Below are 19,439 nucleotides of genomic sequence, written 5' to 3'. Positions count from 1 at the left end.
TGGCAAGTGACGCTGCAGGCGCACAGGCGCGCTACCGCCGGACGGACCTCAGGCCCTACACTTGCCGGATGGATGAGATGAGACCGCCCCCGCGCTCGCGCACGATTTACCTGCTGCCGAACCTGTTCACCACCGCCGGGCTGTTTTCCGGTTTCTACGCCATCATCGCCGCCGCCAACGGGCAATTCGTCCAGGCCGCCATGGCGGTGTTCGTGGCCGCGGTGATGGACGGGCTGGACGGCCGGGTCGCGCGCCTGACCAATACCAGCAGCGAATTCGGCGTGCAGTACGACTCGCTGGCCGACCTGGTCAGCTTCGGCATGGCCCCGGCGCTGGTGATGTACCACTGGTCGCTGTCGGCGTTGAAGTACGACAGCAACGTGATGGGCCGGGTCGGCTGGTCGGCCGCCTTTCTGTATGCGGCCTGCGCGGCGCTGCGGCTGGCGCGTTTCAATACGCAGGTGGGCGTGGTCGACAAGCGCTGGTTCATCGGCCTGGCCAGCCCGGCGGCCGCCGGCCTGATGATGTCCTTCGTCTGGGCGTTCGCCGACGACAGCCTGGGCTTCGATGGCGAGCAGCTGCGTTACCTGGCGCTGGCGGTCACCGTGGTGGCGGCCTTGCTGATGGTCAGCCGGATCCGGTTCTGGAGTTTCAAGGGCGGCGCGCGTGGTCCGCGCGCCGACCGTGTGCCGTTCCTGGCGCTGGCGATCGCCACGGTGGTGATCGCGCTGCTGGTGATCGACCTGGCGCGTTCGCTGCTGGTGATCGGCGTGCTGTATGCGCTGTCCGGCCCGGTGATGTGGCTGTGGCGGCGCTGGCGGCGCACGCCTGAGCTGCCATGAGTCCATTGGCCTGCGAGCCGATGTGGTCCGATCTGCAGGTGTCGTATCTGCAGGTCTTGGGGCACACCGTGTATCTGGACCGCGACGCCGTGGACGCGGCGGCACCTGACGAGACGAGCGAGCATGCGCCGGCGGCGGCTGCACCGTCCCGCGTGGAGCGCACGTCGCCAATCACGGCGCCTGCGGCACCGCCGGTGGTCCGGCGCAGCGCACCGGCGGCGCCGGCCGACCCGCCGCAGGCGGTCGCGACTGCGTCTGCGACAACGCCGCAGCGGCGCAGCCGGGTCGGCATGCCCGATCGCCTGCAGATGGCATTGCTGCGCGCTTCCGGCTGCAACCCGGGCGATCCGAATACGCAAGCCTTGATGGCGTCCTGGCCGCTGGCCGAGTTGCGTGGCAATCCGGCGGCCAAGCGCGCGCTGTGGCCGCAACTGCGCGCACTGCGGCGGCGTCGGGATCCGGCATGAGCGCGTTGAACGTGCCGCTGCCCACCTCGCTGCGCGCCATGCGCGAGAGCGATCTGGATGTGGTGATGGAGATCGAACACCGCGCCTACCCGTTCCCGTGGACGCGCAGCATCTTCCGCGACTGCCTGCAGGCCGGCTATCCGGGCTGGGTGATGGAGCAGGGCGGGCAGGTCATTGGCTACGGGGTGATCAGCATCGCCGCCGACGAGGCGCACGTGCTCAATGTCTGCATCGCACCGGAGGCGCAATCCCAGGGGCATGGCCGGGTGCTGTTGCGCGCGCTGATCAAGGGTGCCTGCGATCGCGGTGCGCGACGCGCGTTTCTGGAAGTGCGCCCGTCCAATCCCTCGGCGATTGCGCTGTATCACTCCGAAGGCTTCAATGAAATCGGGCGGCGCCCACGCTACTACCCGTCCAACACCGGTCGCGAGGACGCGTTGGTGATGGCGATCGAGTTGTCCTTCGAGGGGTTTTCCTGAGCGCCATCGGCGGTTGTTGATGGCAGCGTTCGCGCACGTCCGGCTGGCACTGTCAGCCACTCACCTGACAGGCGCCGCGCGTTTGCCTTGGTCAGAGGCCTGACGACTCGCAGACATCCCGCCCGGCGCTTGCGTCGCGGGCGGACGATTGCGCCGGTACTGCGCTGTCTCACGGCAGCTGCGGCTTCGTCGTTACAGCAGACGATCGGGTAAACAGGCAATCGCCGATGCCGTGAGCAACGCCCTTGCGCGTCACTGCAATCGATCGCAGCAAGGCGCACATCGCTTCTGACGCACCGCGTGCGCCGGCTGCTCGCGCGCCGCCATCTGGCATGACGCGCTCGCACACATCATGGTGATTCTTTCGCCATCTTGCATTTTCTCTTTTTGGTGACGTAACCGGTCGCGTCCTCGCACGCGAGATGCCGCTCGAAGGCGCTAGAGCGCATTGCGGCCGCTGTGCGCGTCAAAAAAAACGTGCAGGTCTGTGAGCGTGGTGGCACACCGTGCTGGACCCGCGCCCGTCTGTACTGCGCTGCAGATCATGCTGCACTGCAGTGTCCTCGCGACTGTCTCCACGTGTCTTGATTACAGCGTTTTGTCTTCTCTTTCGTGTCCCGCAACCGTTTGCGTGACTGCGCGTGCACATCGATGCATCGGCTAGATACAGGCCATTGCGATGCTCCTAATATCGGCGCTGCGGAACTGAACATTACATAGATGAAAAGTACGTTCCGCGCCTGTTAGACGAGGGGTGTGCCGCCGCGCGGCGCATCGAACCCATCCGAGGGAGACATCAAGATGAAGCCGAAATTTTCAACGGCGGCCGCCGCGTCGCTGTTTGTCGGGTCGTTGCTGGTCGTTGGCGTTGCCTGCGCCGATCCTGCACTGGAAGTTGCAACCACAGGTTGGGCAACCCAGAACGGGGCACCAAGGGAGGTTCCAAAGCGGCCGCTGCCAATATCTATACGGTCAAGACTGCCGCCGAGCTGAAGAGCGCGCTGAAGGCCAGCGTGGGCAGCAACGGGCGCATCATCAAGATCAGCGGCATCATCGATGTCAGCGAGGGTAAGCCGTACACCACGACCTCGGATATGAAGAGCCGCGCGCGGCTGGACATACCGACCAAGACCACGCTGATCGGCATCACCAGCAACGCGGAAATTCGCGAAGGCTATTTCTACGTCAAGGCCAACGACGTCATCATCCGCAACCTCACCATCGAAAACCCGTGGGATCCGGAGCCGGTCTGGGACCCGGATGACGGCAGCGCCGGCAACTGGAATTCCGAGTACGACGGCCTCACGGTCGAGGGCGCAACCAATGTGTGGGTGGACCATGTCACCTTCACCGACGGTCGCCGCACCGACGACCAGAACGGTACCGCCAACGGCCGCCCGAAGCAGCATCACGACGGCGCGATGGACGTCAAGAAGGGCGCCAACTTCGTCACCATCTCCTACTCGGCGTTCAAGTCGCACGAGAAGAACGACCTGATCGGCTCCAGCGACAGCGCCTCCAGCACCGACAGCGGCAAGCTCAAGGTGACCATCCACAACACCTTGTTCGAGAACATTTCCGCACGTGCACCGCGGGTGCGCTTCGGCCAGGTGCATCTGTACAACAACTACCACGTCGGCAGCACCAGCAATAAGGTCTATCCGTTCTCGCACGCGCATGGCGTGGGCAAGGAGTCGAAGATCTTCTCCGAGCGCAATGTGTTCGACATCAGCGGGGTGAGCAGCTGCGACAAGATTGCCGCCGATTACGGCGGCAGCGTTTACCGCGACCAGGGCTCGCTGCTCAACGGCAAGGCGCTGACCTGCTCGTGGAATACCAACATTGGTTGGACCCCGCCGTACACCTACAGCCTGCTGTCGGCCGACAAGGTGGCTGCAGACGTCAAGGCCAAGGCCGGCGCAGGCAAGCTGTAAGGCGTCTGCCACAGGCAGCGCTGCGATGCGTGCAGCGTTGCCGCCCTTCCCGCAACGCCCGCAACACTGCGGGCGTTGTGCGTTTTGGCGGCGTTAGAGCTTGGCGCGTTGCTCGCGCAGGCCGGTCAGCTGCGTGGTCCAGTCGTTCAGGCGCGCACGCTCCTGTTCGACCACCACCGCCGGTGCGTTCTGCACGAAGGTGGCGTTGCCCAGCTTGCCATTGCACTTGCCGATCTCGCCTTCCACGCGCTTGATTTCCTTGTCCAGGCGGGTGCGCTCGGCATCCATGTCGACCAGGCCTTCCAGCGGCACCAGCAGGGTCAGCTCGCCGACGATGGCCGTGGCCGACGGCGGGGTGTCCTGGCCGCCCTCGAGCCAGTCGATCGCTTCGAGCTTGAGCAGGAACGACAGCTGCGAAGCAAAGCGGCCAATACGGGTGCGATCGTCGGCAGTGCCGGCCTGCAGCAGCAGGCGTACCTGCTTGGACGGCGGTACGTTCAACTCGCTGCGCACACGACGCAGTGCCGACACCATCGACTTCAGCCACTCGACATCGGCCTCTGCGCTGGCGTAGCTGGCGGTATCGATATCGCCGGCCTGCGGGAATGCCTGCAGCGAGATCGTGGCGGCGGTGATGCCCAGGCGCGGTGCGACCTGCTGCCACAGTTCTTCGGCGACGAATGGGGTGAGCGGGTGCAGCAGGCGCAGCAGCGCTTCCAGCACGTAGAGCAGGGTGTGCCGCGTGCTGGCGGCAGCGTCGCTGTCCTGGCCGTTGAGCGCGGGTTTGGCCAGTTCGACGAACCAGTCGCAGAACGCATTCCAGGCGAATTCGTACAGCGATTGCGCGAGCAGATCGAAGCGGTAGTTGGCGTAGTGCGCGTGGGTTTCTGCGGTGACCTTGTCCAGGCGTGCCAGGATCCACTTCTCTGCTTCGGTGCGCGGCTGCGGTGGAGCGGTGCCCCCATCCGCCCTTCGGGCACCTTCCCCCGCTTGCGGGGGAAGGAAAGAATGCGTGCTCCCCGCTTGCGGGGGAAGGAAAGAATGCGTGCTCCCCGCTTGCGGGGGAAGGAAAGAATGCGTGCTCCCCGCTTGCGGGGGAAGGAGAGAGGGCGTGTTCCCCGCTTGTGGGGGGCGGTAGAAGCCTTCGGTGTTCATCAGCACGAAGCGCGTGGCGTTCCACAGCTTGTTGCAGAAGTTCTTGTAGCCTTCGGCGCGGCCCAGGTCGAACTTGATGTCGCGGCCATGCGTGGCGAGTGCGGCGATGGTGAAGCGCAGCGCGTCGGCACCGTGGGCGATGATGCCGTCCGGGAATTCCTTGCGCGTGGCTTTTTCGATCTTTTCGGCCATGCGCGGCTGCATCAGCCCGTTGGTGCGCTTGGCCACCAGGTCCTCGATGCTGATGCCGTCGATGATGTCCAGCGGATCGAGCACGTTGCCCTTGGACTTGGACATCTTCTGGCCCTGCGCATCGCGGATCAGGCCGGTGATGTAGACATCGCGGAACGGCACCTGGCCGGTGAAGCTGTCGGTGGCCATGATCATGCGCGCCACCCAGAAGAAGATGATGTCGAAGCCGGTGACCAGCACCGACGACGGCAGGTAGCGCTCGAAGCCGCGCTCGGCCATCGCGTTCGCGTCCGGCCAGCCCAGCGTGGAGAACGGCCACAGCTGCGAGGAGAACCAGGTCTCTAGGACGTCGCTGTCCTGAGTGAATCCATTCGCCAGTATTTGCTCCAGACGGGCTTTCTCGGTTGATGCGATCACATCTTCGCGCTGATCGAGCGCCGCCTGGAGGATCAGCTTCTGTTGCTCACTGATCTGGTGCTCAAGTTTCCCGCGTACTTCCGCTTCGCTCCGGCCGACGTGAGCTTTGCCGGTGTGGTCGAACCACGCCGGAATGCGATGCCCCCACCAAAGCTGACGGCTGATGCACCAATCCTGGATGTTCTCCATCCAGTGGCGATAGGTGTTGATCCAGTTCGGCGGCACGAGCTTGATCTGGCCGCTTTCGACCAGTTCCAGCCCGCGCTTTGCCAGCGCATCCATTTTCACGAACCACTGGTCGGTGAGGTAGGGCTCGATCACCTGGCCGGTGCGATCGCCGCGCGGCACCTGCAGCTTGTGCGGTTTGGTTTCGACCAATCGACCTTCGTCTTCCAAATGGGCCAATACAAGTTTGCGTGCTTCGTAGCGGTCGAGGCCGACGTAGGCCGATGGAATCGAATATGCGAAATGCTGGCCGACACGCTTGCGTTGGATCTGATTGAGTTCGCGCCAATCCATGCCCGGCTCAACGAAGGGAGATTCATCGTCCGGGTACTGCTCCCGCGGATTGATGATTTTCGCCTCTGCTGTGAACAGGTTGATTAACGGAAGATTGTGTCGCTCTCCCACCTGGTAATCGTTGAAATCATGCGCAGGCGTGACCTTGACCACGCCGGTGCCGAAGGCGCGGTCGACATAATCGTCGGTGATCACCGGCACCTGCCGGCCAGTCAGTGGCAGCACGATGCGGGCGTTATGCAGCGTGGTATAGCGCGGGTCTTCCGGGTGCACCATTACGGCGGTATCGCCGAGCATGGTTTCCGGGCGCGTGGTGGCCACCACCAGGTAATCGCGGGTTTCGCGCAGCGTCTCGTTGCCGTCGGCATCGTGCTCGACGTGCTCATAGGTGACGCCGTCGGCCAGCGGGTAGCGGATCGACCACAGGAAGCCGTCTTCTTCGACGTTTTCCACTTCCAGGTCGGAGATCGCGGTCTTCAGCACCGGGTCCCAGTTGACCAGGCGCTGGCCGCGATAGATCAGGCCCTGCTCGTACCAGCGCACGAACGCTTCGTTGACCGCGGCCGACGGCTGCGGGTCCATGGTGAAGGTGCTGCGCGACCAGTCGCTGGAGGTGCCCAGCCGGCGCATCTGGCGCTCGATGGTGTCGCCGGACTCGGCCTTCCATTCCCACACCTTGGCGATGAAGCCCTCGCGCCCCAGCGAGTCGCGCGTTTCACCGTTGCCTTCCAGCGCCAGGTTGCGCGACACCACCATCTCGGTGGCGATGCCGGCATGGTCGGTGCCTACCTGCCACAAGGTGTCGTAGCCGCGCATGCGGTGATAGCGCACCAACGCATCCATCAGCGTCTGCTGGAACGCATGGCCCATGTGCAGCGTGCCGGTGACATTGGGTGGCGGCAGCAGCACGGTGTATGGCTCACCCTCGCCGGACGGCACGAAATAACCGGCCGCCTCCCATTGCGCGTACAGGCGCGATTCGAAGGAAGAGGGTTCGTAGCTGGAGGCGAGGGTGGTCATAGAAGGGCTGGGAATGGGGAGTCGGGAATAGGGAATGGGCAAAGCGGGGAGTGCTGGTCGGTGACGGTCTAATGGGAGGGAGCCAAGTTTCGATTCCCCATTCCCCATTCCCGATTCACATGTCGTACTTGGTCAGTTCCAGGCCCAGGGCCTTGTACTGCTTCCAGCGCTCGCGCAGCGGTTCGCGGGCGGCGGGGTCGGCGGGGACGACTTCCAGCACGCGGTCGCAGGCGCCCAGGTAGGGGTCGTCGCGCAGGTTGATCACCAGCGGGCGCGAGGGGGCATCGAACTCCGGTGAGGCGATCAGTACCGGCGCCAGTTCGTCTTCCTCGTCGGTGCCGGCAATCTGGTGCGGGATGTAGGCCTCGTCGTCGAACGCCCACAGCAGGTCGTCCAGTGCCTCGGCCTGCGCGGCGTCGCGCGCCAGGATCAGCGTGGACAGGTTGGCGTCGTTGGCCTTGCGCGCCAGCTCGCAGACCAGCCGCAGCGGTTCGTTGAGGAAGCGCGGTTTGGCGATCAGGTAAAAGTCGGCACGGGGCATCAGGGCAGGGAATCGGGAGAGGAGAATTGGGAATGGTCGCGGCGGTGCCTGAAAGGAAAGGGCTTTCACGATTCCCTATTCCCGATTTTCAATTCCCACCTTCGGCGCGATCCAGCAACCACTGGGTCAGCAGCCCCACCGGGCGGCCGGTCGCCATGCCGCGCTTGCCTTCGTCGCTGGCGACGCCGGCGATGTCCAGATGCGCCCAGCGCTGGTTTTCGGTGAAGCGCGACAGGAAGCAGCCGGCGGTGATCGCACCGCCCCAGCGGCCGCCGATGTTGTAGACATCGGCGAAGGTGGAATCCAGCAGACCCTGGTACTCATCCCACAGCGGCAGGCGCCAGGCGCGGTCGAACACGTGCTCGCCGGCGGCCAGCAGTTCGTTGGCCAGATCGTCGTGCTTGCTCATCAGGCCGGCGGTCTGGTGGCCGAGTGCCACCATGCAGGCGCCGGTCAGCGTGGCCACGTCCACCAATGCTTCGGGGTTGAAGCGCTCGGCGTAGGTCAGCGCATCGCACAGGATCAGGCGGCCTTCGGCGTCGGTGTTGCCGACCTCGATGGTCTTGCCGGACATGCTGGTGATCACGTCGGAGGGGCGATAGGCATTGCCGTCGATGGCGTTCTCCACCGCCGGCACCACCACCACCAGGTTGATCGGCAGCTCGGCCTTGACCGTGGCCACGAAGGTGCCGATGACGTTGGCGCCGCCGCACATGTCGTACTTCATTTCCTCGATGCCGCCCTGCGTCTTGAGGTTGACGCCGCCGGTGTCGAAGGTGATGCCCTTGCCGACCAGCACGTACGGGCGCGCGTCGCCGCCGCCGTTCCACTTCAGCACGATCAGCCGCGGGCGGTTGGCCGAGCCACGTGCCACCGAGAGCAGCGAGCCCATGCCCAGCGCTTCCATCTGCGCCTCGTCCAGGATCTCGGCTTCGGCGCCGGGGAACTTGCCCGCAAATGCTGCGGCGGTCTCGGCCAGATAGGCCGGGGTGCAGTAATTCGGCGGCAGGTTGCCCAGCTCGCGGGCGAACTCCACGCCCTCGGCGGTGGCCACGCCCACGGCCAGTGCGCGGGCGTCGTCGCCGGCGATCGCCAGCGTGGTCAGGCCTGTCTCGTCGACCTTCTTCTTGCCCAGCGTGGCGGTGTAACGGTAAGCGGCGTGGTCGCTGACGATGACGGCCTGGCGGATGTTCCAGGCGCTGTCGCGCGCCTTGACCGGCAATTCGGTCAGGGTGAGCAGGGCGGTACCGACCGCGCCGGTCTTCAGCGCGCGGGTCGCGTCGCCGATGGCCTTGAGGTAGGGCGCCACGCCGAACTTGCCGGCCTCGCCCAGCCCGACCACCAGCACGCGCGGGGCGGTCACGCCGGGCAGGTCGTGCAGCAGGGTGGTGCTGCCGGTCTTGCCGGCCACGTCGCCGCGCGCCACCAAAGCAGTCAGACGGCCCTGGCTGGCGCTGTCCAGCGCCTGGGCAGCGGGCGACAGGGTCTTGTCGGCGAACACGCCAACCACGATGCAGTCGACGGCAGCGCTTGCCGGCGCGTCTTGGTTCAGGGTGAATTGCAGGGCCATTGATCAGATTCCGTAGGCAAATCCGTACAATCGCGGGCTGTTTACGCCAACCGGACTAGGCTGGCGCCGCCGCGAACGAATCCGAGAGTTTAAAACAAGCCCACCCCATGCCGAAGCTCGATCGATACCTGCTTAGCGATTTCACCCAGAGCTTCCTGGCCACCTTGATCGTGCTGCTGGTCGTCAGCGTCGGCGGTGTGCTGGTGGATATCCTCGGCAATATCGCCGATGGCCGCATCCCCGCCCGCTTGCTGCTGTCCCAGGTGGGCCTGCAATTCGTTGCGTATCTGCCGATCATCCTGCCGCTGGCGCTGATGCTGGGGCTGTTATTGGCGCTGGCGCGGCTGTACCGCGATTCAGAAATGGCCGTCATCACCGCCATCGGTGTGGGGCCGCGGCGCCTGTTGCGGCCGATGCTGATGCTGGTGGTGCCGGTGGTGACGGTGATCGGGCTGTGCTCGCTGTGGCTGGGCCCCTGGGCCAGCCGCACCGCCGAGACCATGCTGGAAGACGCCAACCGCAGCATCGTGATGGCCGGCCTGGAGTCGGGCAAGTTCACCCCGCTGTCCGGCGGCGGGGTGGTCTACCTGACCACGATCTCGGCCGACGGCAAGGGCCTGGGCAAGGTCTTCCTGCAGCGCCAGAAGGACGACCGCATCGATGTGGTCACCGCCGACCGCGGCGCGATGTTCTTCGAGGGCAAGGCCGACCGATATCTGCGCCTGGAGGACGGTTACCGCATCGAAGGCCCGGCCGCCGGCAACACCCTGGACTACCGCCTGATGAAGTTCGCCAGCAACGATGTGGCCTTGCCCGACCGGACCCAGGTGCACGATGCCAACGATCCGGAAGTGATGTGGACCACGCAGTTGCTGTCGGATCAGCGCCCGGCCGCGCGCGCGCAGTTGCATGAGCGCCTGGCGCCGCCGCTGCTGGCGCTGGCCTTTGCGCTGCTGACCCTGCCGCTGTCGCGCAGCGCGCCGCGGCAGCAGCGCTATGGCCGGATCATGCTGGCTTTCCTGGCCTACATGGTGGGCACCAACCTGATGATCGTCGGCACCCAGTGGATCGCCAATGGCAAGACGCCGGCCGCGCTCGGTCTGTGGTGGTTGACCCTGCCGCTGCTGGCGGTGGCGATCTGGGCGTATGCGCGCGATGGCCGCGTGCGTCGGCCGAGGGTGCGCGCATGAGGCTGATGCCGCGAGTGCATGACTGGTACGTCGGGCGTGCGGTGTTGTTCACGGTGCTGCTGACATGGGCGGTGTTGCTGGGCCTGGACCTGGTCAACGCCTTCGCCAGCGAGGCCAAGAGCATTGGCCAGGGTACCTACACCTTCGGTCATGCAATCGCCTATGTGGCTTACACGGTGCCGCGCCGGGCCTACACCTTGTTTCCTACTGCGGCGGTGATCGGCGCCTTGATGGGCCTGGGCCAGCTGGCGGCGACGTCCGAGCTCACCGCCTTGCGCGCGCTCGGTGTGTCGCGCAAGCGCATGTCGGCCTCGGTGGTGGCGGCCATGGCGTTGCTGACCGCCACCATGGTGATCAGCGGCGAGACCGTGGGGCCGTGGGCACAGAACCAGGCCGATACCCTCAAGACCAGCGCCCGCTACAACAGCGACATGGCGATGGCGCGTTATTCCGGGCTGTGGGCGCGCGAAGGCGACACCTTCCTCAATGCGCTCAGCGGTGAGGAAAAGCTGCTCGACGGCGGCGGCACCGCGCTGGACCTGCACGACGTACGGCTGTACCACCTCGATGCCAGCGGCCGACTGCAGCAGCTGACCTACGCGGCGCTGGCCGAGAATCGCAATGGGGCCTGGACGCTGCGGCAGGTACGTCGCGACACCTTCCAGGAACGCTCGGTGCAGCGCGAAACCTTCCCCGAGCTGGCGTGGCAATCCCAGCTCAGCCCGGCGGCGCTGGCAGCCGGGCTGGCCAAGCCGCGCAACCTGTCCGCGCGCGACCTGGAGCAGAGCATCGAGTACCGTCGCCGCAACGGCCTGGACGCGCGCGACTACGAAGACCAGTACTGGAGCCGCTGGTTCTATCCGCTCAATGTGCTGGCGCTGTGTCTGGCGGCGATTCCGTTCTCGTTCGGTTCGCTGCGTAGCGGCGGCCTGGGCAAGCGGTTGTTCCTGGGCATCCTGTTCGCGCTGGGGTTCTGGCTGCTGCAGCTGTTCTTCGGCCGCATGGCCGGCGCGCTCAAGCTGGATTACCGCATCGCCTACGCGCTGCCGCCGATGGTGATGCTGGGCGTGTCGGCGTGGTTGTTCCGACGGCGCAGTAGCTGACGCAGATGCATCGGTTCAGCGTCTTCGGAACCGTGTTCTGCCCGCCGCAAGCAGCGGTCACCGCTGCCTGCGGGTGGGTGGCCAAGGCGTCGCCTGACGGTCGCACGCCAGCGGCGCCTGCCGTCGAGATCGGCAGGATGCCGGCCGGAGCGTTTCAGCGCTTCGGGGCGCGCTGCAGCCGGGTGCCGCTGGCGCGGTCGTGCCAGGCCAGGCGGTCGCGGTCCAGCCAGGCCCACCAGAATCCTGCGCCAGCCAAGGTCAGCGACAGCGTGCCGACGGCATAGCGGATCCAGAGTGCGCGCCAGGTGGCCTGCGGGCCGACCAGCGACAACCGCCACGGGCGCATGCCCAGGGTCTGGCCACCCCGTCGCCAGCTGACGGTGGCGTACACCCCGGCGGCGATCCAGCAGCACAGCCACAACAGCCATTGCCAGCCGCTGAAGGGGGCAATGTTTTCGCGGGCCGGGTGCCCGGCAAGCGTAAAGCCCAGCGTGAACGCGGCGGAGATCAGCATCCATAGCGCGAGGACCGGCCAGGCGTCGTAGCACAGGGCCAGCAGGCGCCAGGCTACCAAGGCGGGCCGTCGCGCGCTGCGCGGTGAAGAGGGCGAGGTCATGCCGCGAGCATAGCCGGCGCAGGCGATCGGGCAACGTCGCGCTGCGGCACTCCCGCGCCGGGCCGGGTCTGTGCGTCGAGGCAGGAGCGATGTGGTGGGTGGCTCGTCGAGGTGAGCCGCACCGCCAATCCCGCGCCTGGCCAACACGGCGCGCCGCAAATCGCATGTCACGCTCTATGCTGTTGCGATGTCAGCCAGCAGTCCCGCCGAACGTCGCCAACTGGCGCAACACCTGCCACCGGTGCAGGCGGCCGATGCCGCCGCCATCGAACGCTTCCTGGATCGGTTATGGGCCGAGCAGGGCGTGGCACGGCAGACCCTGGACAGTTACCGGCGCGACCTGGAAGGGCTGGCGCGCTGGCGCGACGGTGCCGGCGGCGGCCTGCTGGGTGTCGATCGGGCGGCGTTGTTCGACTATCTGCGCTGGCGCACCGAGGCGCGCTATTCGCCGCGCAGCAATGCCCGGCTGTTGTCGACCCTGCGTGCGTTCTATGGCCTGTGTCTGCGCGATGGCCTGCGCAGCGACGACCCCACCGCATTGCTTGACCCACCACGGTTGCCGCGCGCGCTGCCCAAGGCGCTGACCGAAACGCAGATCGAGGCGCTGTTGGCCGCGCCCGAGATCGACACGCCGCTGGGCCTGCGCGATCGCGCAATGCTCGAGCTGATGTATGCGGCCGGCCTGCGCGTCAGCGAGCTGGTCAACCTGCCGGCGGTGGGGGTCAATCTGCGCCAGGGCGTGCTGCGGGTCACCGGCAAGGGCAGCAAGGAACGGCTGGTGCCGCTGGGCGAGGAATCCCAGCACTGGCTGGAGCGGTATCTGAGCCAGGCGCGCCCGCTGCTGGCCAGCCACAAGGCGGTGGCGGCAGTGGACGGGCAGGTGCCGTTGTTCATCGATGCAGCGCGGCAGCCGCCCAACCGCCAGCAGTTCTGGGCGCTGGTCAAGCGCTATGCGGCGGTGGCCGGGATCGACCCCGCCACGGTCAGCCCGCACGGGCTGCGGCACAGCTTTGCCACCCATCTGCTCAACCACGGTGCGGACCTGCGCGCGCTGCAGATGCTGCTGGGCCACAGTTCGTTGTCGACCACGCAGATCTACACCCTGGTGGCACGTCAGCACCTGCAGAAGCTGCACGCCGCTCATCATCCGCGCGGCTGACTGCGGTCGCAGGCGCAATGGCGGCCCGCCGCGGCCCATTCAGCGGCTCGGCCGGCAAACTAAAGCGTCCCGCTCGCTGCCTGGCTTCATCTGCGCTGTGCGAGAATCCGGGCACCCCATTCCACTGGATGCGTGAATGTATCGTCTTGCCATCGCCGCGCTGCTGGGCGCAATCAGCCTTACCGCCTGCGCGCAATCCTCGCAGCCTTCGGCAAGCACTGCCGGCGCCAAGCCGGCCGCCGCCGCTGCCCCCGCCGCCGCGGGCAATGTCGACCAGCGTGTGAGCGTCGCGCTCAAGGCGCTGGATCCGGACTTCAAGCCGGACTACATCGGCGCCGCGCCGTTTCCCGGCTTCCGCGAAGTGGTGGTCGGCGGGCAGGTGCTGTACGTCAGCGACGACGGCCGCTACCTGATCCAGGCGCAGCCGTTCGACATCCAGAACAAGCAGTTCGCTGCCAGCCCGGGTCTGCTGGCCTACCGCCGCAAGCAGCTGGAGACCGTGCCCAAGGCCGACCGCATCGTGTTCGCGCCGGCAAACCCCAAGTACACCGTGACGGTGTTCACCGACGTGGAATGCGGCTACTGCCGCAAGCTGCACAGCGAGATCGGGGAGCTCAACAAGCAGGGGATCGCGGTGGAATATCTGGCGTTCCCGCGCATGGGCCTGGGCAGCCAGGACCACAAGGAAATGATCGCGGTGTGGTGCGCCGCCGATCGCAAGCAGGCACTGACCGCGGCCAAGTCCGGGCAGCCGGTCAATGCCAAGGACTGCAAGAACCCGGTGTCGATGGAATACACGCTGGGCCAGCGTCTGGGCGTCAATGGCACCCCGGCGATCTTTGCGCCGGACGGCACCCAGCTCGGTGGTTACCTGCCGCCGGCGCAGCTGCGTGAGGCGCTGGAAAAGCGCGCCGTCACCACGGCGGGCGGCAGCCGCTGAGGTATCCGGCAGCGGCGCCGGGATGCTGGCCGCGGCGGCGGTCGGTGTGATCGATCAGGAGGCCGGAATGCGCATGCATTCCGGCCTCTTGCGTTTCGGGAGCGGGCTGGCTGCATGGTTGGTGGGATGAGAGCGGCGGTGGATCGGCATTGGCCTGCGCTGCCGAGGTTGCCACCGCGTGGACACCGGCCCAAACGCAGGTGGGCACGAGAATTCCTGCTGGCATCGCCATCCGCCTTCGCCGTTGCCGCATCGGCCGGAACGCGCCGAATCCGGCCCGGGCTGTGCGAATGATCACCGCATGGATCGGCGGCCCACCCACGCCGGGTCCGGCGCCGACGCATCAGCTCCGTTACAATCTGCAGCCCCGTTTCTGACACGGTTCCCCGGACATGATGGTCCTCGAGGGCGCTTCCGCCCTTTCGCCGTTCCGCCGCGCTCGGCTCGAAACCCGCCTGCAAACCCTCGTTCCCGCGCTGCGCATCACCGGCGCCTGGCACGTGTACTTCATCCGCGCCGAGGCCGGGCAAGCGCCCGACCAGGCCACCTTGCAGCGGATCCTGCAGGCCGAAGCCGCCCCCGCGCCGCAGGCCGAGGATGCTTCCTCGCGCTATGTGGTGCCGCGCCTGGGCACCTTGTCGCCGTGGTCGAGCAAGGCCACCGAACTGGTGCGCGGGGCCGGGCAGCCGATCCAGCGCGTGGAGCGCGGCACCCGCATCGACCTGGCCGGCTGGCCGGCTGACGAAGCGATGCAGGCCGCCGTGGCCAAGCTGCTGCACGACCCGATGACGCAGTCGCTGCTCGGCTCGGCCGCGGCCGCCGAGGCGCTGTTCAACGTGCCCGATCGCGGACAGTTGCAGCGTGTGCCGCTGGCGGCGCTGGAACAGGCCAACCGCGACCTTGGCTTGGCCTTGGCGCAGGACGAGATCGATTACCTGCGCGAACGCTTCGCCGAGCTGGGCCGCGACCCGGCCGACGTCGAGCTGATGATGTTCGCCCAGGCCAATTCCGAGCACTGCCGGCACAAGATCTTCAATGCCAGCTGGACCATCGACGGCAAGCCGCAGGAACGCTCGCTGTTCCGCATGATCAAGCACACCCACCAGCAGACCCCGCAGCACACCTTGTCGGCCTATAGCGACAACGCGGCGGTGGTGGAAGGCGTGCCGGCCGCGCGCTATCGGCCGGATCCGGCCAGCGGCGAGTATCGCGCCGAGGCGGTGCTGCCGTCGGCGTTTGCGATCAAGGTGGAAACGCATAACCACCCGACCGCGATCGCGCCATTCCCCGGCGCCGCCACGGGCGCCGGCGGCGAGATCCGCGACGAGGGCGCCACCGGCCGCGGCGGCAAGCCCAAGGCCGGGCTGACCGGGTTCACGGTGTCGCATCTGCGCATCCCGACCCTGCCGCAGCCGTGGGAGGCGCCGCGCGCGCTGAACCCGCGCATGGCTCCGGCGCTGGACATCATGCTCGACGGCCCGCTCGGCGGCGCCGCGTTCAACAACGAATTCGGCCGGCCGAACCTGCTCGGCTATTTCCGCAGTTTCGAGCTTGCCGAAGGTGAGGGCCTGACCCGCGCCTACGACAAGCCGATCATGCTGGCCGGCGGCCTGGGCGCGATCGACCGCAATCAGGTCGAGAAGCTGCGCCTGCAGCCCGGCGATGCGGTGATCGTGCTGGGCGGCCCGGCGATGCTGATCGGCCTGGGCGGCGGTGCGGCCAGCTCGGTGGCGGCCGGCGACAGCGCCGAGGCGCTGGATTTCGCCAGCGTACAGCGCGAAAACCCGGAGATGGAGCGCCGCTGCCAGGAGGTCATCGACCGCTGCGTGGCGCTGGGCACCGACAACCCGATCCGCTGGTTCCACGACGTGGGCGCGGGCGGCCTGTCCAACGCCATCCCCGAGTTGCTGCACGACTCCGGCGTGGGCGGCATCATCGACCTGGGCCGCGTGCTCACCGACGACCCTTCGCTGTCGCCGCTGGAACTGTGGTGCAACGAATCGCAGGAGCGCTACGTGCTGGGCGTACCGCAGGCACGCCTGGACGAATTCGCCGCCATCTGCGCGCGTGAACGCTGCCCGTTTGCCGCCGTCGGCGTGGCCACGGCCGAGGAGCGGCTGGTGGTGGGCTATGGCGTGTTTGGGGACGGGAATCGGGATTCGGGAATCGGGAATGGCAACAGCACGCTGCCGGCTGCCGATGTCGCTTCTCGCCATTCCCCATTCCCCACTCCCGATTCCCCGCTCCCGATCGACCTGCCGATGGACGTGCTGTTCGGCAAGGCGCCGAAGATGCATCGCGATGCGGTGCATCCGCCGGCGCCGCAGTGGCCGGTGCTGCAGACCGCCGCGCTGGACCTGCAGCAGGCCGGCCTGCGCGTGCTGGCGCATCCCACGGTGGCGTCCAAGAGCTTTCTGGTGACCATCGGCGACCGCAGCGTGGGCGGCCTGACCGCGCGCGAGCAGATGATCGGGCCGTGGCAGCTGCCGCTGGCCGATTGCGCGATCACCCTGGCCGGCTTCGACACCTTCGCCGGCGAGGCGATGTCGATCGGCGAGCGCACCCCGCTGGCGTTGTTGAACGCCGCCGCGTCCGCGCGCATGGCGGTGGGCGAGGCGATCACCAACCTGTGCGCCGCGCCGGTACAGACGCTGGACAGCATCAAGCTGTCGGCCAACTGGATGGCCGCCGCCGGCCACGCCGGCGAGGACGCCCTGCTGTACGACGCGGTGCGCGCGATCGGCATGGAGCTGTGCCCGGCGCTCGAACTGAGCGTGCCGGTTGGCAAGGATTCGCTGTCGATGCAGGCGCAGTGGGTTGTCGGGAATGGAGGATCGGGAATCGGGAATGGCGAAACGCCGCAGCCCTCCGCTTCCACCATTCCCCATTCCCCATTCCCCATTCCCGGTGAAACGCACAAGAGCGTTTCACCGGTCTCGCTGATCATCAGTGCGTTCGCGCCGGTTGGCGATGTGCGTACGCAGTTGACGCCGCTGTTGCGCAGCGACGAAGAGAGCGAGCTGTGGTTGATCGGGCTCGGTGGCGGCAAGCAGCGTCTGGGCGGCTCGGTGCTGGCGCAGGTGTATGCCGACGCTGCCGCGTTGCCGGCGTTCGGCGGCGAGGTGCCGGATCTGGACGATGCGCAGCGGCTGCGCAGCTTCTTTGAACTGATCCGCGCGGCGCGCGAGAGCGGCCTGTTGCTGGCGTACCACGACCGCAGCGATGGCGGTGCGTTTGCGGCGCTGTGCGAGATGGCGTTCGCGTCGCGGCAGGGCCTGGACATCACCCTCGATGCCTGGGGCGACGATGCATTCCGCAGCCTGTTCAACGAAGAACTGGGCGCGGTGGTGCAGATCGCCAGCGAGGATCGCGCCGCGTTTGCCGATCTGGTCGAGCGGCATGCGCTGACCGAATGCGCGCAGCGCATCGCACGCCCCACCGGCGCACCACGCATCCGCGTCAGCGGGCAGGGCCGGGTGCTGGCCGAGTGGCGTTGGGAAGCCCTGTTCGATGCCTGGTGGTCGGTGACGCACGCCATGCAGAAATTGCGCGACAACCCGGAAACCGCCGACCAGGAGCGCGCGCTGGCGCGTGATTTCAAGGCGCCGGGATTGCGTCCGAAGCTGGTGTTCGACCCGTCCGAAGACGTGGCTGCGCCGTTCGTGGCGACCGGTGCGCGGCCCAAGGTGGCGATCCTGCGCGAGCAGGGCGTCAACGGGCAGATCGAGATGGCCTACAACTTCGAACGCGCCGGTTTCCGTGCGTTCGACGTGCACATGAGCGACCTGATCGAAGGCCGCGTGGATCTGGCGCAGTTCTCCGGGTTTGCCGCCTGTGGCGGCTTCAGCTACGGCGACGTGCTGGGTGCCGGCCGCGGCTGGGCCACTTCGATCCTGGAACGCTCGGCCTTGCGCGACGCGTTCGCCGCGTTCTTTGCGCGCAGTGATACCTTCGCGCTGGGTGTATGCAACGGCTGCCAGATGCTCAGCCAGCTCAAGGACATCATTCCCGGTGCCGAGCACTGGCCGCGCTTTTTGCGCAACCGCAGCGAGCAGTTCGAAGCGCGCACCGCCTTGCTGGAAGTGGTGGAGTCGCCGTCGATCTTCCTGCGCGGCATGGCCGGTTCGCGGATCCCGGTGGCGGTGGCGCATGGCGAAGGCCGCGCCGAGTTCGACACCGTGGTGGATCAGGCGGCTGCCCGCGTGGCCCTGCGCTTCATCGATGGCGATGGCGCGGTGGCCTCGCAGTACCCGCTCAATCCGAACGGCTCGCCGGACGGCATCACCGGCCTGACCAGCAGCGACGGCCGCGCCACCATCCTGATGCCGCATCCGGAGCGCACCCCGCGCACGGCAAACCTGAGCTGGCACCCGGCCGACTGGGGCGAGGACTCGCCGTGGCTGCGCATGTTCCGCAACGCCCGGGTCTGGTGTGGTTGACGGTGGAACGGTGTGCGGCGTGAGCTGAAGCGCCGTACCAACCGTGTCATTGGACGGCCGTGTGCAGCGATGCACACGGCCGTTGTCGTTTGCGGTGTCGGGGCTGCGTTACGGCCTGCGGTGCGTCGGGTCGTTCGACCCCTGCCGCGATCGCATTGGCACTCCTGCGATGATCTGCATTTAGTAAAGGTCTGTAATGACCCAGTGATTTCCTGCTCAGGTGCTACCTTTTGACGGAGAGCACGATGAGCCAAGTAATGGACGAAGAGATCAAACGCTGGACGGCGCGGCGCAAGTCGGCGCTGGTGCTAGAGATCATCCAGGGCAAGACGACGGTGGCGCAGGCCAGCCGGCAGTTCGACCTGACGCCCTCGCAGATCGAAAGCTGGGTGGAGGACGCCAAGCGGGGCATGGAGAACGCCCTTCGGGCCAAGCCCGAGGACGTCCGGGAGCAGTACGAGCGGCAGCTCAAAGAGCTGCAGGAAGCCTACGGCGAGGCGATGCTGGAGCTACGCGCCCGAAAAAAATTGGCGTCCCTGTTGGGCAAGGACGAGACCTGATGGTCACGATCCAGCAGGGACTGCGGGCCGATGGCTTCGAGGTCTCGATGGTGAAGCTGTGCCGGTGGTTTGGTGTGGCGCGGCGAACGGTCTATTACAAGCCGACCAAGGTAGCGCCGAAGGTCCAGCCGAAGCTGGCCGAGCCGATCAAGGCCTTGATCGAGGCCGAGCCGTCGTTCGGCTACCGCACGGTGGCCGGGCTGCTCGACATGAATAAGAACACGGTGCAGCGGATCTTCCAGCTCATGGGCTGGCAGGTTCGCAAGCGGGCCGTGGGCGCCCGCCCGCGGATCCAG

Annotated in this window: 13 protein-coding genes and 2 pseudogenes; 11 read left to right on the top strand and 4 right to left on the bottom strand. The window is 66.9% G+C overall.

The features are described 5' to 3' along the window. Window positions 1-68 precede the first annotated feature (68 nt). The 4 genes and pseudogenes from pssA (at window position 69) to XarbCFBP7408_RS05055 (ending at window position 3,722) form a co-directional block, all read left to right on the top strand. On the top strand, window positions 69-842 hold the full coding sequence (pssA, locus tag XarbCFBP7408_RS05070; protein ID WP_016902892.1) for a CDP-diacylglycerol--serine O-phosphatidyltransferase: 774 nt from the start codon (window positions 69-71) through the stop codon (window positions 840-842). Continuing rightward, window positions 839-1,309 (top strand): alanine acetyltransferase, encoded by a 471-nt coding sequence (locus tag XarbCFBP7408_RS05065; protein WP_104561949.1) that lies wholly within the window; start codon window positions 839-841, stop codon window positions 1,307-1,309. The genes pssA and XarbCFBP7408_RS05065 overlap by 4 nt, the downstream gene beginning before the upstream one ends. Next, the gene (rimI, locus tag XarbCFBP7408_RS05060; RefSeq protein WP_024939133.1) at window positions 1,306-1,788 is read left to right on the top strand and encodes a ribosomal protein S18-alanine N-acetyltransferase; all 483 of its coding nucleotides are present in this window, start codon (window positions 1,306-1,308) and stop codon (window positions 1,786-1,788) included. The genes XarbCFBP7408_RS05065 and rimI overlap by 4 nt, the downstream gene beginning before the upstream one ends. 801 nt (window positions 1,789-2,589) lie before the next feature. Beyond that, window positions 2,590-3,722: pseudogene (locus tag XarbCFBP7408_RS05055) on the top strand (pectate lyase family protein). A gap of 93 nt (window positions 3,723-3,815) precedes the next feature. Here XarbCFBP7408_RS05055 and XarbCFBP7408_RS05050 read toward each other — a convergent pair. From XarbCFBP7408_RS05050 to XarbCFBP7408_RS05040, 3 genes are all read right to left on the bottom strand, one after another. Beyond that, complete coding sequence (locus XarbCFBP7408_RS05050; protein WP_104561947.1) at window positions 3,816-7,025, bottom strand: valine--tRNA ligase; 3,210 nt, start codon at window positions 7,023-7,025, stop codon at window positions 3,816-3,818. A gap of 115 nt (window positions 7,026-7,140) precedes the next feature. Beyond that, the gene (locus tag XarbCFBP7408_RS05045) at window positions 7,141-7,566 is read right to left on the bottom strand and encodes a DNA polymerase III subunit chi (RefSeq protein WP_047127277.1); all 426 of its coding nucleotides are present in this window, start codon (window positions 7,564-7,566) and stop codon (window positions 7,141-7,143) included. A gap of 88 nt (window positions 7,567-7,654) precedes the next feature. Further along, window positions 7,655-9,136, bottom strand: coding sequence for a leucyl aminopeptidase (locus tag XarbCFBP7408_RS05040; RefSeq protein ID WP_104561945.1), 1,482 nt, complete (start codon window positions 9,134-9,136; stop codon window positions 7,655-7,657). Window positions 9,137-9,243: 107 nt separating this feature from the next. Between XarbCFBP7408_RS05040 and lptF the strand changes: the two genes are divergently transcribed. Together lptF and lptG are read left to right on the top strand one after the other, a co-directional pair. Then, on the top strand, window positions 9,244-10,326 hold the full coding sequence (gene lptF, locus XarbCFBP7408_RS05035; RefSeq protein ID WP_104561943.1) for an LPS export ABC transporter permease LptF: 1,083 nt from the start codon (window positions 9,244-9,246) through the stop codon (window positions 10,324-10,326). Further along, the gene (gene lptG, locus XarbCFBP7408_RS05030) at window positions 10,323-11,429 is read left to right on the top strand and encodes an LPS export ABC transporter permease LptG (RefSeq protein ID WP_104561941.1); all 1,107 of its coding nucleotides are present in this window, start codon (window positions 10,323-10,325) and stop codon (window positions 11,427-11,429) included. The genes lptF and lptG overlap by 4 nt, the downstream gene beginning before the upstream one ends. A gap of 154 nt (window positions 11,430-11,583) precedes the next feature. Here lptG and XarbCFBP7408_RS05025 read toward each other — a convergent pair whose 3' ends face one another. Then, complete coding sequence (locus XarbCFBP7408_RS05025) at window positions 11,584-12,045, bottom strand: RDD family protein (RefSeq protein WP_104561939.1); 462 nt, start codon at window positions 12,043-12,045, stop codon at window positions 11,584-11,586. A 187-nt stretch (window positions 12,046-12,232) separates the two neighbouring features. Here XarbCFBP7408_RS05025 and xerD point away from each other — a divergent pair, with 187 nt between their 5' ends. The 5 genes and pseudogenes from xerD to XarbCFBP7408_RS04995 form a co-directional block, all read left to right on the top strand. After that, window positions 12,233-13,204, top strand: coding sequence for a site-specific tyrosine recombinase XerD (xerD, locus tag XarbCFBP7408_RS05020; protein ID WP_104561937.1), 972 nt, complete (start codon window positions 12,233-12,235; stop codon window positions 13,202-13,204). Window positions 13,205-13,340: 136 nt separating this feature from the next. Continuing rightward, window positions 13,341-14,144 (top strand): DsbC family protein, encoded by an 804-nt coding sequence (locus XarbCFBP7408_RS05015; protein ID WP_104561935.1) that lies wholly within the window; start codon window positions 13,341-13,343, stop codon window positions 14,142-14,144. 392 nt (window positions 14,145-14,536) lie between these two features. Then, window positions 14,537-18,583 carry a phosphoribosylformylglycinamidine synthase gene (gene purL / locus XarbCFBP7408_RS05005; RefSeq protein WP_104561933.1) on the top strand — a complete coding sequence of 1,349 codons (4,047 nt, stop codon included), beginning with the start codon at window positions 14,537-14,539 and terminating at the stop codon, window positions 18,581-18,583. Window positions 18,584-18,828: 245 nt separating this feature from the next. Beyond that, entirely contained in the window at window positions 18,829-19,143 is a 315-nt protein-coding gene (locus XarbCFBP7408_RS05000) for a DUF1153 domain-containing protein (protein ID WP_104562131.1), read from the top strand. Beyond that, a pseudogene (locus XarbCFBP7408_RS04995) lies at window positions 19,143-19,439 on the top strand (IS3 family transposase); the annotation flags it as partial. The gene XarbCFBP7408_RS05000 and the pseudogene XarbCFBP7408_RS04995, both read left to right, overlap by 1 nt.

The organism is Xanthomonas arboricola pv. guizotiae (assembly GCF_002940205.1).
GTDB classification, from domain to species: domain Bacteria; phylum Pseudomonadota; class Gammaproteobacteria; order Xanthomonadales; family Xanthomonadaceae; genus Xanthomonas; species Xanthomonas arboricola_C.
Note: the sequence above shows the minus strand (reverse complement) of the source record. Positions and strands in the feature narration are given on the sequence as shown.

What these genes read in the sequence shown, in the direction of transcription:
- pssA (WP_016902892.1), top strand. Translation starts at nt 69, where the DNA reads ATGGATGAGATGAGACCGCCCCCGCGCTCGCGCACGATTTACCTGCTG.
- XarbCFBP7408_RS05065 (WP_104561949.1), top strand. Translation starts at nt 839, where the DNA reads ATGAGTCCATTGGCCTGCGAGCCGATGTGGTCCGATCTGCAGGTGTCG.
- rimI (WP_024939133.1), top strand. Translation starts at nt 1,306, where the DNA reads ATGAGCGCGTTGAACGTGCCGCTGCCCACCTCGCTGCGCGCCATGCGC.
- XarbCFBP7408_RS05050 (WP_104561947.1), bottom strand. Translation starts at nt 7,025, where the DNA reads ATGACCACCCTCGCCTCCAGCTACGAACCCTCTTCCTTCGAATCGCGC.
- XarbCFBP7408_RS05045 (WP_047127277.1), bottom strand. Translation starts at nt 7,566, where the DNA reads ATGCCCCGTGCCGACTTTTACCTGATCGCCAAACCGCGCTTCCTCAAC.
- XarbCFBP7408_RS05040 (WP_104561945.1), bottom strand. Translation starts at nt 9,136, where the DNA reads ATGGCCCTGCAATTCACCCTGAACCAAGACGCGCCGGCAAGCGCTGCC.
- lptF (WP_104561943.1), top strand. Translation starts at nt 9,244, where the DNA reads ATGCCGAAGCTCGATCGATACCTGCTTAGCGATTTCACCCAGAGCTTC.
- lptG (WP_104561941.1), top strand. Translation starts at nt 10,323, where the DNA reads ATGAGGCTGATGCCGCGAGTGCATGACTGGTACGTCGGGCGTGCGGTG.
- XarbCFBP7408_RS05025 (WP_104561939.1), bottom strand. Translation starts at nt 12,045, where the DNA reads ATGACCTCGCCCTCTTCACCGCGCAGCGCGCGACGGCCCGCCTTGGTA.
- xerD (WP_104561937.1), top strand. Translation starts at nt 12,233, where the DNA reads ATGTCAGCCAGCAGTCCCGCCGAACGTCGCCAACTGGCGCAACACCTG.
- XarbCFBP7408_RS05015 (WP_104561935.1), top strand. Translation starts at nt 13,341, where the DNA reads ATGTATCGTCTTGCCATCGCCGCGCTGCTGGGCGCAATCAGCCTTACC.
- purL (WP_104561933.1), top strand. Translation starts at nt 14,537, where the DNA reads ATGATGGTCCTCGAGGGCGCTTCCGCCCTTTCGCCGTTCCGCCGCGCT.
- XarbCFBP7408_RS05000 (WP_104562131.1), top strand. Translation starts at nt 18,829, where the DNA reads ATGAGCCAAGTAATGGACGAAGAGATCAAACGCTGGACGGCGCGGCGC.